The organism is Pelomonas sp. Root405 (genome assembly GCF_001425165.1).
Classification (GTDB): Bacteria; Pseudomonadota; Gammaproteobacteria; order Burkholderiales; family Burkholderiaceae_C; genus Pelomonas.
In genome coordinates this window covers 272655-286472 of record NZ_LMDU01000014.1, presented here as the reverse complement: position 1 = coordinate 286472, position 13818 = coordinate 272655, and the positions used below count along the sequence as shown (strand labels likewise).

The window sequence follows — 13818 nt, the reverse complement described above, 5'->3', positions numbered from 1 at the left end:
CATGTTCAAGATGATTGCGCTGTGCTCAGCGCTGCTTTCGCTCGCCCCTGCCCTTGCTGCGCCCTGCAAGCCCGCGCCGCTCGGCGACGCCACGCTCTATCTGCGCGGTGGCCTCAACAACTGGGCCGCCCAGGACGAGCAGGCGTTCGAGTACCGCTGCACCGCCTACTTCCTGAACCTCAAGGCCAAGGGCCGGCAGGAGTTCAAGCTCGCCGACGAGGAGTGGACGCCCGCCCTCACCCTCGGCGGCGATGCCAAAGGCGACCCGGCACGCGGTGGGCCCGGCAACATCCGGCGGGACTTCAACGGCAAGCACACCTTGCGCCTGAGCTTCGCCGCCGACGGCACGCCGCGGCTCGACGTCGGCCCCAGGACCTTCAAGCCCACGCCGCCCAAGCCCATCACCGACCGTGCCGCGCTGACGACGCACTTCGACTCGCGCAATGCCGAGTTCAAGACGCCCTTCGGCGCCCAGCCGGCCGGCACGGAGATGCGCTTCACCGTCGGCAACCAGGTGCCCGGCCTCAAGCGCGCCACCCTTGTCATCGAGCGCCGCCAGATGACGGGCAACCAGGAACAGCTGGCCTACGAGCCGGTCGCGCGCATCGACATGACGCCACAGTCGCGCGGCATGGGCACCGGCTTCACCGCGAGCTACAGCTTCACCGCGACCGGCATCTACGGCTACTGGTTCGAGATCGAAACCGACCAGGGCAAGTACGCGCTGCAGAACAACAAGGACGCCATCTACTGGACCCGCGAAAAGGGCTCGATGGGCCCCGCCTCGGTCGAACGCCTGCCGGCCAACCTGAACCGCGTGCGCCGCTACCGCCAGACCATCCACGCGCCCGGTTTCGAGGTGCCGGCCTGGGCCCAGGACATCGTCTACTACTACGTCTTCCCCGAGCGCTTTCGCAACGGCGACAAGGCCAACGACCCGCGCCCCGGTGGCGGCCGGCCGCAGGACCGCTACCAGGATCGCGACGTCGAGCGCCACGCCCGGTGGAACGAGAAGCCCTTCAAGCCCGGCACGGGCGATGGCTCCGACAAGCTCTTCAACAACGACTTCTTCGGCGGCGACCTGGCCGGCCTCATCGAGAAGCTGGACTACATCAAGGGCCTGGGCGCCAACGCCCTCTACCTGACGCCGGTGTTCCGCGCGCCCAGCAACCACAAGTACGACGCCGCCGACTACAAGCAGATCGACCCGGCCTTCGGCACGAACGACGACTTCGTGCGCTTGTGCGCCGAAGCGGCGAAGCGCGGCATCCGCGTCATCCCCGACACGTCGCTGAACCACGTCGGCAGCGACTCGCCCTACTTCAACCGCTTCGGCAATTTCCCTGCGGGCGGCGCCTTCGACGGCGGCAAGATCAACCCGGCGTCGCCGTATGCGAGCTGGTTCAAGTTCAAGCCCGAAGAGACCGACCCGGACAAGCAGTTCCAGGGTTGGGTGGGCGTCAAGGACCTGCCGGAGTTGGACAAGGACGACCCGTCCTGGCGCGCCTACGCCTACCGCGACCCCGACTCGGTGACCAACTACTGGCTGGACCGCGGCGCCGCCGGCTGGCGCATGGACGTGGCGCCCTGGGTGCCCGACGACTTCTGGCGCGAATGGCGAGCGGCGGTCAAGAAAAAGAATCCCGACGCGCTGACGGTGGCCGAGACCTGGTTCGACGCGAGCAAGTACTTGCTGGGAGACATGTTCGACTCGACGATGAACTACATCTTCCGCAACGCCGTGCTGGACTACGCCGCCGGCAAGCCCGCGCGCGAGGCCTATGCCAACCTGGAGCTGATGCGCGAGGCCTATCCCAAGCAGGCGCTGTATGCGCTGATGAACCTGCTGTCCACGCACGACCAGGCGCGCGCGCTGCACCACTTCGGCTATCAAGACGACGGCAACGCTGTGGCGCTGAAGCTTGCCAAGCAACGTCTGCGCCTGGCCGTCTTCTTCCAGATGACCTATCCCGGCTCGCCCACCATCTATTACGGCGACGAAGTGGGCCTCGGCGGCGGCGACGACCCCTTCAACCGCGCGCCCTATCCCTGGGCCGACGAAGGCGGCAAGCCGGACGAGGCACTGCTGGCCGACTTCAAGCGGCTCACGAAACTGCGGCACGACCTGCCCGTGCTGCGCCACGGCTCGCTGAGTGCGCCGCTGCACGCGGACAAGCACGTCGTCGTGCTGGCCCGCCAGGACGGCAAGACCTGGGCCATCACGGCCACCAACAACAGCACCGCACCCCAGACCGTGAGCGTCGTCGTGCCTTTCGAATCGGGCCGTCTGCGCGACGCGCTGGGGGGCGAAGACGTCACCGTCAAGAACCACGGCATCCAACTGACCGTGCCGCCGCTGTTCGGCCGGGTGCTCGTCAATCCATGATCCTGAATCCCCTCGGCCACACCGGCCTGCAGGTGTCTGCGCTCGGCTTCGGCGCCATGCACATCAACGACGAGCGCACGACCGAAGCTGAGGCCGGCGCGCTGCTCAACCATGTGCTGGATGTCGGCATCAACCTCATCGACACCGCGCGCGGCTACGGCCTGAGCGAGGAGCGCATCGGCCGCCATCTCAGCGCGCGCCGCACGGAGTTCATCCTGTCCACCAAGGTCGGCTATGGCGTCGAAGGCGTGCCGGACTGGACGTATGACTGCATCGTGCAGGGCGTCGAGCGCGCGTTGCGGTTGATGAAGACCGACTGGCTCGACATCGTCCACCTCCACTCCTGCCCGCTGCACGTGCTCGAACAAGGCGACGTCGTGCGGGCGTTGAACGACTGCCGCACCGCCGGCAAGCTGCGCGTCGCCGCCTACTCGGGTGACAACGCCGAGATCGACTTTGCGATTGCCAGCGGCGCCTTCGGCAGCCTGCAAACCTCGGTCAGCCTGTGCGACCAGGCGCATCTGCAGCACCGCGCAGCCCGCGCCGACCACGCCGGCATCGGCGTCATCGCCAAGCGCCCGCTGGCCGGCGCGGTGTGGCGCCATGCAAAGCGGCCCGTTGACTCCGCCGAAGGCCAGTACTGGGACCGCTTCCGCGCCATGGGCCTGATCGCGCAGGAAGACTGGGCCGACGTGGCCTTGCGTTTCGCAGCCTTCCACACGGGCGTGGCCAGTGCCATCGTCGGCACCGCCAAACCGGCCAACCTGCAACGCAACCTCGAAGCGGTCGAGCGCGGGCCGTTGCCCGGAGAACTGGTGGTGGCCATCCGCGCGGCCTTCGACCGCCATGGCGATGCATGGACGGGCCTGATCTGACGCTGGACGAGGCGCGCCAGCGGGCCAACCTGGCCTTCATCGCCAGCGGCGCGGAGTTCGCCTTTGGCAACGCGGCCGCCCTGCCCTTGCCTGTCGCAGCTTTGAAGGCGCTGCACGCCGGCAGCCCCGGCGTCGAGGCCGTCCACGATGGCGGCTTGACCGCCGAGGTGCTGTGCCTGCACCACGCGGGCCGCCGCTGGGCTGTCAAGCGTGCCCGTACGGAGTGCCTCGTGCGCAATCCGGACGGTGAGACGTCGTTCCTCAATGAACTGCAGCGCCACGCCGAACTGGCACCGTTGAAGCTGCCCGGCGTCGCGTCGCCGGTTTACGGCTCCCTGCGCAACGGCCTCGTCGTGTCGCCCTGGATCGCCGGCCGCCACCCCGGCGTGTTGAACGAGCGTCAGGCCCGCACGCTGCTGGAAAGCGGCTGCGCGTTGATCGAGCAGGGCTTCTTTGAGTGGGACTACAGCGCCGGCAACCTGCTGGACGACGGCGAGCGCCTCTGGCTTTACGACTTCGGCTACTGCTACCGCTTCGACCCGCTGACGCAGCTCAACAGCGCCGGCCACGGCCTGGACCACCCGCAGCATCATCCCGCCGAACGCATCGAAGGCCGCCACCTGTTCGGTGCCCTGCTCGACGCCGGCGACGACGACGACGATGCCCTGTCCCATTTCATCGCCTTCAAGCAGCTGGCCGCGCAGGCCTATGAGGCACTGGCCGACCGCCTGGCCGGCCGTGGCGCGACATCCTGCGTGCTGGGCCACTACCGCGGCTTGGCCGCCCACTGGCGCCAAGAACTGGCCGATGCCCCCGGCGGGCTCTACCTGGCCGCCGCCTGGCAGGCCCACAGCAGCGATCTCGACGACGACCTGCGCGGCCGCTCCTGCACGCCGCGCACGCTCAGGCGCGCTCTGTGGCTGCAACGCGCGCTGCGGGAGCATGCGGCGGAGCTGCGCGCCTGCGGTGCGCTCTCGCCGGCCGACGCCGCGTTGAGCGACGCCGCCCTGCTTCAGCGCCTTTGCCAACGCGAACTCGAAGCCCGGCAGCACCAGCTCTGACGCCCGTCAAATGCGGGATTGCGAGGCCGCGACGCACCGCCCGTCGCGCTGTCGCATGATTCGGCTTCATGCTGCCCACCGAGACTACGCTGCGCCGCCGGCCGCTGCTGGCCCTGCCACTGCTGCTGGCCGGCCGCACGCTGCATGCCCAGTCCGGTGAGCCAGTGCGCCTGCCGCGCCACATCAGCATGCCGGACCCGCAGCTGGACTATGTGCGCCGCCTCGTCGAGCTGGCGCTGGCGCGCGCCGGCAGCAAGCTGGAGATCCGCCCCGTCGCCCTCGACATGGCGCAGGGCCGAACGCTCGTCGAGCTGGCCACGGGCAACAGCCCCATCGACCTGATGTGGACCGTGACGGACCGTGAGCGCGAATCGTCCGGGCTGCTGCCGGTTCGCATCCCCATCGACCGCGGATTGATGGGCTGGCGATTGCTGCTGGTGCGCCGCGGCGAGCTGGCGCAGTGGGCCCGCGTGCGCAGCCTGCAAGACCTGCGCGGCCGCCTGGCAGGCCAGGGACATGACTGGCCGGACACCACCATCCTGCGCGCCAACGGGCTTCAGGTCGGTACCAGCAGCGGCTATCAGGCGCTGTTCCGCATGCTCGCGGCCGGCCGGGTCGACTACTTCCCGCGCTCCATCCTGGAGATCGATGCCGAGATGGCCGGCGGCCGCCATCCGGAGCTGGCCATCGCGCCGGGCCTGATGCTGCACTACCCGGCGGCGGCCTACCTGTTCGTCAGCCCGCACCGGCCCGAGCTGGCCGCCGCTTTGAAGGCGGGGCTGGAGGTGGCCGTGGCGGAGGGCAGCTTCCAGCGCCTGCATCGCGAGCGCTATGGCGCCGCGCTGAAGGCCCACCCGATCGCGCCCGGGCGCGTGCTCAAGCTCAGCAACCCGCTGCTGCCTCGCGAGACGCCGCTGCAGCGCCGCGAGCTGTGGTTGCAACCCGGCGAGACAGCCTAGCGCGGCAGGTGAAACTCATTGGCCCGCCCATTTATGAGGCTGGCATGATGGGTCGCCATGATTCCTCACCTGTTCGACATCCCCAGGCGGGCCCTGCTGCTCGGGGCGCTTGCCGCGCCGCTTGCGCGTGCCGAGTCCGTGCGCGTCTGGCTGCCGCGGCACATGAGCACCGCCGACCCACAGCTGCCCTATGTGCGCCGCCTCGTGATGCTGGCGCTGGACCGGGCCGGCGTCAGTGGCGATGTCCAACTGATGAACTTGGAGATGTACCAGGGCCGCAGCCTGACGGAACTGGCGCGCGGCAGCAGCCCCATCGACCTGATGTGGACGATGACTGACCATGAGCGAGAGTCGTCGGGCCTGCTGCCGGTTCGCATCCCCATCGACCGCGGCCTGATGGGCTGGCGCGTGCTGCTGGTGCGCCGGGCCGACCTGCCGCGCTGGGCCCGGCTGCGCGGCCTGGACGACCTGAAGCAACGCGTCGCCGGCCAGGGCCACGACTGGCCCGACACCGCCATCCTGCGCGCCAACGGCCTGCAGGTCAGCACCGCCAGCGGCTATGACGCCTTGTTCCGCATGCTGTCCTCGGCCCGCTTCGACTACTTTCCGCGGGCGGTGTTCGAGGTGGACGCCGAGCTGGCCAGCAATCGCCACCCCGACCTCACCGTGGTGCCCAATCTGATGCTGCACTACCCGGCGGCAGCCTATCTGTTTGTTTCGCCGCGCCGGCCGGAGCTGGCCGAGTTGCTGCGCGCCGGGCTGGAGAAGGCGGTGGCCGAAGGCTCGCTGCAGCAGCTGCACCAGGCCCATTTCGGCGCGCTGATCAAGACGCATGCGGTCAGCCGCGAACGCGTCATCAGGTTGCAGAACCCGCTGCTGCCGCCGCAGACGCCGCTGCAGCGGCGCGAGCTGTGGCTGCAACCCGGCGAGCCTGCCTGATCAGCTCATGCGCAGCACCCGCTCCGCTTCTTCCAGCCGCGCATCCTCGATCTCGCGCAGCACGCTGGACAAATCCACCTCGCCGGCCTTGCGCTCGTAGCGCCCGGTCAACGGCATGCCCGGCACCAGCCGGCCGGTGGCGTAGATGGCCCAGATCTCGGGGCCATATTGCGTGCCCAGCAGGGCCGGCGCGTACTGGCCGAAGAAGTTGCGCAGGTTGTTGACATCGCGGATCAGCATGCGCGGCGCGTGGTTGTTGCCGGCGGCGTCCACCGCCTGCGGCAGGTCGATGATGACCGGCCCGTCGGCCGCCAGCAGTACATTGAACTCCGACAGATCGCCGTGGATGACGCCCGCGCACAGCATGCGCACCACCTCGTCAATCAGCGTCGCATGGTGCTGCAGCGCCTCGGTGGCGGTGAAGCTCAGGTCGTTCAGGCGCGGTGCGGCGTCGCCGTGTTCATCGGCCACCAGCTCCATCAGCAGCACGCCGTCGTGGAAGTTGCCAGGCTGCGGCACGCGCACGCCGGCCGCGGCCAGCCGGTACAGCGCGTCCACCTCGGCGCTCTGCCACGCAGCCTCCTGCTGCTGGCGGCCATAGGTCGTGCGCTTGGCCATGGCGCGCCCCTGGCGGCTGTTGCGCACCTTGCGGTTCTCGGTGTAGTCCACCGCCTGGCGGAAGCCCCGCTTGTTGGCTTCCTTGTAGACCTTGGCGGCGCAGGTGTCGTCGCCGCAGCGCACCACGTAGACATCGGCTTCCTTGCCGCTCTTGAGCTGCCGCACGACCGTGTCGATCAGGCCTTCGTCAATCAGTGCCTGCAGGCGTGGGGGTGCTTTCATGCCCGGATTGTCGGGCCGCTGGAACCAGCGGCTAACGCGACAGACGCGCCGACAGTGGCGGCAGCCCGGTCGGCCCGCCGACGAGGCGCTGGTCGTGGCGATAGTCCTGGTGCGCCTCGACGCGCCAGTCGCGGCCGAACTTCCGCGCCAGCGCACGGGCCAGCTCGTCGAAGCGCCAGGCCTCGTCGGCATTGCTGTCCAGGTGGTGCACGCCGGCCAAGGGCCGCTCGATGAGACCCAACAGGGCCACGGCCGTGTCGGCCATGAAGGAGCAGGCGGGCGTCCAGGCGCTGCTGGCCTTCACGCAGCCATCGCGTTGCTGCCACTCGTCCAGCGTCAGCAGCATGTTGTTGCCGGGCCGCGTCTCGTCGATCTGCCAGCCGATGCGGGCGATGACGGGGCGCTCGCAGGCCAGCAGCACGGCGTCTTCGCACTCGGCCTTGTAGAGGCCGTAGTCATTGGTGGAGTTGCGCGTGTCGGCCACGTCGTGCGGGCCGTCGGGCTCGTGGTCGAACACCATGACGGTGCTGGTGAACAGGAAGTTCGGGCAGCGCGAGGCCAGCCAGCCAGCGAAGCGCGCCGAGGACATGCCGAGGTGGGCAATGGCATCCACGGACTGCGCGGACAGCCAGGCGGCCGACAGCTTCTCGTCGTCGATGTCCACCGCCTTGCGGTCCCAGCCAATCACTTCGTGCCCCGCCGCGCGCGCGGCTTCGGCCAGGCGCGGGGCGAGCGTGCCGTTCAGGCCGGTGATGAGGATTCTCAAGACAGGCTCCAACCCCAGGGCCCGAGCTTGCTGGCACCCCAGGCCTGCTCGGTCCTGGACAGGTTGACGGCGACGCGCACGACGTCGTTGCCGAGCCGGCGCTCGAAGGCGACCACGTCGGCGGGCGCGTCCAGCAGCTTGACGGGCGCGCCGTACTGCCCGGCCGCCAAGGCCGGATGCTTGTGCTTCAACGCGATGAGCCGCTGGTAGAAGCCCGTCAGCTCATGGCTCTTCCAGGCAATCGGGTCCTTCTCGAAGAATTCCAGCTTTTTGGTCAGGCGGGACTCCTGGCCGTTGTAGATCAGCGGCATGCCGGGCAGCGTGAAGGTCAGCACCGCCAGCGCCGGGTAGGCGTCGCCGTAGAGATCAGCGTCGGTGCCGTGCCAGGAGTTGAAGTCATGGTTGCTCGTGAAGCGCATGCGATAGGCGTGGGCCGGGTAGCCATTGCCCGGGCCTTGTTCCTTGGCCAGCCAGGCCTTCAGCAATGGCGCTCCCGCCTCGCCCTTGCCGATCTTCTTGAACACCTGGTCTGCCAAATCCCAGGAATAGGTCATGTCGAAGGCGCCGCTCGTGTGCAGTTCGATGGCGTCGGACTCGGCCAGCATGAACATCGGCTTGATGGCGTCGAGCGCCTTACGTGCACGGACCCAGAAGTCGGTCGGCACCAGGCTCGCCACGTCGCAGCGGAAGCCGTCCAGGCCGACCTCGCGCACCCAGAAGGCCATCGCGTCGATCATCGCGTCGCGCAGGGCCTGGCTTTTGTAGTCCAGCGCGACCACGTCGGTCCAGTGCTCCTCGCCGGGCTGGCCTTCGTTGAAGGTGACCGGGTAGATCTCGCCCTTGGCATTGAGCTTGTACCAATCCTTGTGCGCCGTCGCCCAGGCGTGGTCCCAGGCGGTGTGGTTGGCCACCCAGTCGAGGATGACCTTGAGGCCGAGCTTGTGTGCCGCCGCGACGAAGGCCTTGGCATCGGCCAGCGTGCCGAACTCGGGGTTCACGGCCGTGTAGTCGCTGATCGAGTAATAGCTGCCCAGCGTGCCCTTGCGGTTGAGCTTGCCGATGGGCTGCACCGGCATCAGCCACAGGATGTCGACGCCCAGCGCCTTGAGCCGTGGCAGGTCGGCCTGCACGGCCTTGAAGGTGCCGGCCTGCGAATACTGGCGCACGTTGACTTGGTAGATGACGGCCTGGCGGGACCAGGGGAGATGGGGCATGTCAGCCGCACTTGCGGTGGCAGTGGCAGCGGTGGCGGTGTTCATCATGGGCAGGGCGAGCGAGGTCGCAGCGGTCAGCACGGTCCGGCGGTTAGGCATGGTGGATTCTCGGTCGGCAAGGCCAGGCTCACATGGGCTTGGCCGCGCAGTGCTGCGCGATATAGGCAGCGTGGTCGGGCATGACCTCCACGCATTTGGCAATCACCTCACGGACGCCTTCGAGGTAGTCGTGCGTGTCCTGCTCGGTCTGCAGCTCGGCCAGCGGATGGTGACGCAGCGGTTTGAGGTTCTGGCCTTCCATGACCTGGACCCACCCCACCTCGCTAAAGAGTTCGTTGTCGCGGCGGATGACGCGGCCGTGGCTGCGGTAGAGATCGATCTTCTCCTTGAGCGTGTCGGGGATCGCCATGTGCGCACAGGCCTGCCAGAACGCGGAGTCGTCGCGTTGGTTCAGGTGGTAGTGCAGGATGACGAAGTCGCGGATGCGCTCGTAGTGGAAGCGGCTGTGGCGGTTGAATTCCGCGATGTCGGTCGCGTCAAAACCACGGTCCGGGAAGAAGTCGATCAGCTGCTGGATGGCCGACTGGATCAGGTGGATGGAGGTGGACTCCAGCGGCTCCAGGAAACCGCTGGCCAGGCCGATGGCGATGACGTTTTCGTTCCAGGCAAGGCGGCGCATGCCGGTCTTGAAGCGGATGGGGCGCGGGTCGGCCAGGGGTTTGCCATCGAGGTTGGCCATCAGCGTGGCGGCGGCCTCGTCGTCGCTGATGTGCTGACTGCAATAGACATGGCCGTTGCCGATGCGGTGCTGCAACGGGATGCGCCATTGCCAGCCGGCGCGGTGGGCGGTGGAGCGGGTGTAGGGGGTCAGCGGTGCGACCGATTCACAAGGCACAGCCAGCGCACGGTCACAAGGCAGCCAGTGGGTCCAGTCCTCGAAGCCGGTGCCAAGCGTCTGCTCGATCAGCAGGCCACGGAAGCCTGAGCAGTCGATGAACAGGTCGCCCTCGACGCGCTCGCCGCTTTCCAGCATCACGGCGTCGATGTGCCCGGCCTGAGCGCCTTCGCCGCGGCGCGTGGCATGGGTGATCTTGCCCTCGATGCGCTGCACGCCGCGCTGCTCGCTCAAGCGGCGCAGGTAGCGCGCATAGAGGCTGGCGTCGAAGTGGTAGGCATAGGCAATCTCGGCCAGTGGCGAGTTGCCGAGGTCGGTGCGCGGCGGCATGAACTTGTTGGCCAGCGCCGCCATGCGCGCGATGCAGTACTGCTCCAGTGGCTGCGCCCGGCCGAGCGTGTGCATGCGCTGCCAGTACTGGTCGAACGGTACCGTCCACAGGTCCTGGCCGAGGCGGCCAAAACCGTGCATGTAGCGGTCGCCCAAACGGCCCCAGTTCACGAACTCGATCCCGAGCTTGAAGCTGCCGCAGGTCTCACGCAGGAACTCGTTCTCGTCGATGCCGAGCAGCCGGTTGAAGCGCTGGATCATCGGGATGGTCGCCTCGCCGACGCCGACCGTGCCGATCTCGTCGGACTCGACGACACGGATCTGGTACCGGCCACGCAACACCGTGGCCAGAGCAGTGGCGGTCATCCAGCCGGCAGTGCCACCACCGACGATGACGATGCGATCTATCTGATGCATGGGAACAGCGCTTCGCAAATGAAAAGGCCCCCGCCACCTTACGCTGGCGAGGGCCAAAGGGTCGACCGGATTACAGCTTGTAATTCAGACCGAACAGGTAGGTCTTGCCGTACTTGGTGTTCTCGCGGATGTCGTTCGGATTGTTGGCGTAACGGATGAACGGCTCGTCGGTGACGTTGTTGATCTGGAACACCAGCGAAAGACCCTTGAACATGCCGCTCTGCATTTCGTAGCCGAGCTGCACGTCGGTGACGGTGTCGCCCTTGACCCAGGTGAACTGCTTGTCGCCCGTGAAGCTGCTGACTTCGCCGATGAAGTCGCTGCGCTTGCGAGCGGCCACGCGGGCCGAGAAGCCGTACTTGTCGTAGTAGAGCGTCAGGTTGCTGACGTTCTTGGACAGGCCGGGCAGCGGGATGTCGACGGAGCTGATGCCATCCACCGTCACGCCGCCGAGCAGCAGCTTGACCGAGCTGTCGGTGTAGCTGTAGTTGGCCTGCATGCCGAAGCCATCCAGCGGCCGCCACAGCATGCTGAACGGCAGCGAGGCTGACAGCTCGACACCTTGCAGCTTGCCGCCGTTGCCGTTGAGCGGCATCGTCAGTGCACCGATGTTGCTTGGCAGCTTCTTGGTGGAAGGCGTGATGTAGGAGGAGAAGTCGAACGGCACCGACTGGCGCAGCACATAGGTACGCAAATCCTTGTAGAAGCCCGCGACGCCGACATAGGCCTTGGTACCGAAGTACTTCTCGTAGGCGATGTCAAAGGCGTTGGCGCGCGTCGGTTCCAGCGCGGGGTTGCCCGCGTCACCGGTATAGATCTCGCGCTGCACGCCGTTCTCGTTGAAGGTGCTGACGCTCAGGCCCAGGCTCGCACGCATCTCGTTGAGGTTGGCGCGAGCCATCACGCGCGACACACCCAGGCGAACGATCTGGTCAGCGCTGAGCTCGAAGTTCAAGTTCAGGCTCGGCAGCACGTCGGTGTAGCGCGTGCCGCCCTTGCTCTCCAGCGCCGGGCAGTTCTGGTCGCTGGGGCAATTGCCGCGGTCCACATTGAAGCCGGTTGAGTTCTGCTTGGTACCGACGATCTGCAGACCGAGGTTGCCGCGCACGGGCATGCCCAGCAGTTCAGTGTCGATGTCGGCTTTGGCAAAAGCGGTGGTCAGCTTTTCCTGAACCTTCCAGTCCTTGTTGTAGATGTCCGGATGCAGCTTGGGGGCGATCTGGTAGACGGAGCCGATGGCATTCGTGGGATCAAACGTCGCGAAGCTGACGCCGCTGAGCGTCAGCGTGTCAGAGCCAGGCATCGCGGCTGAAGCAAGCCCGCTGGTGCCGCCGGCGATGATCAGTCGACCCTCGATGTAAGCGCGCGTCTTCTCACGCTCGGTGTAGTTGGCGCCGAACTGGTAGCCGGAGAACCACGCGTTGTCCTTCAGCGCCCTGTGCAGCACGACCTTGCCGGAGTTCAGCTCGTCATTGACGTTGGGCAGCTTGGAGTAGCCCGCCTGCGGCGAGTTGACGCCACCACCCCAACCTTGCACGTCGGTCAGCTTGACGATATTGCGGTCGGTGTAGTTCAGGCCCGGCGTGAAGCTGCGACCATCGGTGAACTGCATCGTGTCGAGTTGCGCCGTGTTCAGCGCCGATTGCGCTGTGCCGGCGGTGGTTTCGAGGATCTGGCCACGGCGCTTGGCCGTCGAACGGTTCAGGTCGGCTTCGACCATCCAGTCTTCGGCGAACTTCAGCTTGTTGTTCCAGCCTACCGAGCTGAGGCGGTCCTTCAGGTCCTCAGCATCGTTGCGGATGACGGCGCGGACGTTGTTGAACGTGCCCTGCGTGACATTGCTGCCGCTCAGCGTGGCGCTGGTCAGCGTGCCCGGCTTGTCGTAGCCGTTGCCTGCCGGGTCCAGCCACGAGTCGTTCAGCGGCGCTTGGAAGCCTTTGGTGCTTTTGACCTGATCGAACTTCGAGTAGTAGACGTCGACCGCGCTCTCGAAATTGGCGTTGGGCTTGAACTGAAGCACTGCCATTGCGCCGTCGCGCGTTTGCTTGGTCTGGTCGGCGAACAACCCAAAACCGTTGTACGGCACGTTGACCGTCTGGCCATTGAAGGTGGTCGTGCCACCGCCCCAGGAGTCGAAACGCTCGGTCTGGCCGGTCGTTTCGTCGAGGCGCGCAAAGCCCAGTGCAATGCCGATCGTGCGGTCAGCGAAGTTGTCGATGTAGGACACGCTGGCACGAGAGCCATCGCCCTCGCTGATCGTGCCGACGCCCAGCTTCTGTTGGCGATAGTTGACGGCCGCAGCGCGCTGCTTGAATGCAAGCGGCCGTGCCGTCTGCATGTTGAATGTGCCAGACAGGCCATGCCCGACCAGCGCTGCGTCAGGCGACTTGTAGATGTCGACCTTGCTGATCAGTTCGCCGGGGAACTGGTCGAACTCGACGCCGCGGCTGTCACCCGTGGTGACCTGCTCGCGACCGTTCAGCAGCGTGGCGGCGTAGTCGGGCGCCATGCCGCGAATGCTGATCTGGGAGGCGCGGCCACGCGTGCGCTGCGCAGCGATGCCAGGCAGGCGGGCAATCGATTCCGCAATGCTGGTGTCCGGCAGCTTGCCGATGTCTTCGGCGGAGATCGACTCGATGATGGAGTTCGAATTCTTCTTGGTGACGATGGCGTCTTCGATGCCCTTGCGGATACCCGTGACAACCACGGTGTCCAGCGTCTGGGGGGCAGCGGTCTGCTGAGCGCTTGCGCAGGTGGTGGCGATCAGCAGCGTGCAGCCGACGGCGACCGGACTGATGCGGAAGAACGCGGCGGTGCCCGATCCGCGCTTGTCTTGGCTCTTGGTCATGGATGTCTCCTCTAGTTCATTGCAAAACGGCTTGCCCGAATGCGAGCCGGCGGCCGGCTTGCTTCTTGTTGGGCGAGAACCTTGTGTCTCCACCGCGTTTGTATCAAAACTAGATTTTTTTCCGCACCTGCGTAAACCCTAGACGTTGCGCATAAGCGACCTGATTTCACCCTGAAACCAAGGGTATACCAGCATGGAACAGGGGATTGCGACTGACATCTCGTGGACTGAACTTGAACCCAAGACGAATCTTGTAGCTCAACTACAGCCTCAATCTAGGGTTAACAA

10 protein-coding genes are annotated in these 13818 nt (G+C 66.6%); 5 read left to right on the top strand and 5 right to left on the bottom strand.

The annotated features are described in order from the left end of the window. The first annotated feature begins 1 nt into the window (after position 1). The 5 genes from ASC81_RS19255 to ASC81_RS19235 all read left to right on the top strand — a co-directional run bounded on the left by ASC81_RS19255 (position 2) and on the right by ASC81_RS19235 (position 6220). Positions 2 to 2386, top strand: a complete 2385-nt coding sequence (locus ASC81_RS19255; protein WP_056270629.1) for a glycoside hydrolase family 13 protein — start codon at positions 2 to 4, stop codon at positions 2384 to 2386. Further along, positions 2383 to 3261 (top strand): aldo/keto reductase, encoded by an 879-nt coding sequence (locus ASC81_RS19250; RefSeq protein WP_056270627.1) that lies wholly within the window; start codon positions 2383 to 2385, stop codon positions 3259 to 3261. The genes ASC81_RS19255 and ASC81_RS19250 overlap by 4 nt, the downstream gene beginning before the upstream one ends. Further along, on the top strand, positions 3243 to 4322 hold the full coding sequence (locus ASC81_RS19245; RefSeq protein ID WP_056270624.1) for a hypothetical protein: 1080 nt from the start codon (positions 3243 to 3245) through the stop codon (positions 4320 to 4322). Before ASC81_RS19250 ends, ASC81_RS19245 begins: the two co-directional genes overlap by 19 nt. Positions 4323 to 4390: 68 nt before the next feature. Further along, entirely contained in the window at positions 4391 to 5281 is an 891-nt protein-coding gene (locus ASC81_RS19240) for an ABC transporter substrate-binding protein (RefSeq protein ID WP_056270620.1), read from the top strand. Between the two features lie 57 nt (positions 5282 to 5338). Continuing rightward, complete coding sequence (locus tag ASC81_RS19235) at positions 5339 to 6220, top strand: hypothetical protein (protein ID WP_056270618.1); 882 nt, start codon at positions 5339 to 5341, stop codon at positions 6218 to 6220. On the opposite strand, the gene ASC81_RS19230 is transcribed toward ASC81_RS19235, so the two are convergent. From ASC81_RS19230 to ASC81_RS19210, 5 genes are all read right to left on the bottom strand, one after another. After that, positions 6221 to 7060 (bottom strand): PA4780 family RIO1-like protein kinase, encoded by an 840-nt coding sequence (locus ASC81_RS19230; protein ID WP_056270615.1) that lies wholly within the window; start codon positions 7058 to 7060, stop codon positions 6221 to 6223. Between the two features lie 31 nt (positions 7061 to 7091). Further along, positions 7092 to 7826: a sugar nucleotide-binding protein gene (locus ASC81_RS19225; RefSeq protein WP_056270612.1), complete on the bottom strand. Its 735-nt coding sequence runs from the start codon at positions 7824 to 7826 to the stop codon at positions 7092 to 7094. After that, positions 7823 to 9139: an alpha-amylase family glycosyl hydrolase gene (locus ASC81_RS19220; protein WP_082536655.1), complete on the bottom strand. Its 1317-nt coding sequence runs from the start codon at positions 9137 to 9139 to the stop codon at positions 7823 to 7825. The genes ASC81_RS19225 and ASC81_RS19220 overlap by 4 nt, the downstream gene beginning before the upstream one ends. A 28-nt stretch (positions 9140 to 9167) precedes the next feature. Next, positions 9168 to 10682, bottom strand: coding sequence for a tryptophan halogenase family protein (locus tag ASC81_RS19215; RefSeq protein WP_056270605.1), 1515 nt, complete (start codon positions 10680 to 10682; stop codon positions 9168 to 9170). A 70-nt stretch (positions 10683 to 10752) separates the two neighbouring features. Next, a complete protein-coding gene (locus ASC81_RS19210; RefSeq protein WP_056270602.1) occupies positions 10753 to 13530 on the bottom strand; it encodes a TonB-dependent receptor in 2778 nt (925 codons plus the stop codon). Between the last annotated feature and the right edge of the window lie 288 nt (positions 13531 to 13818).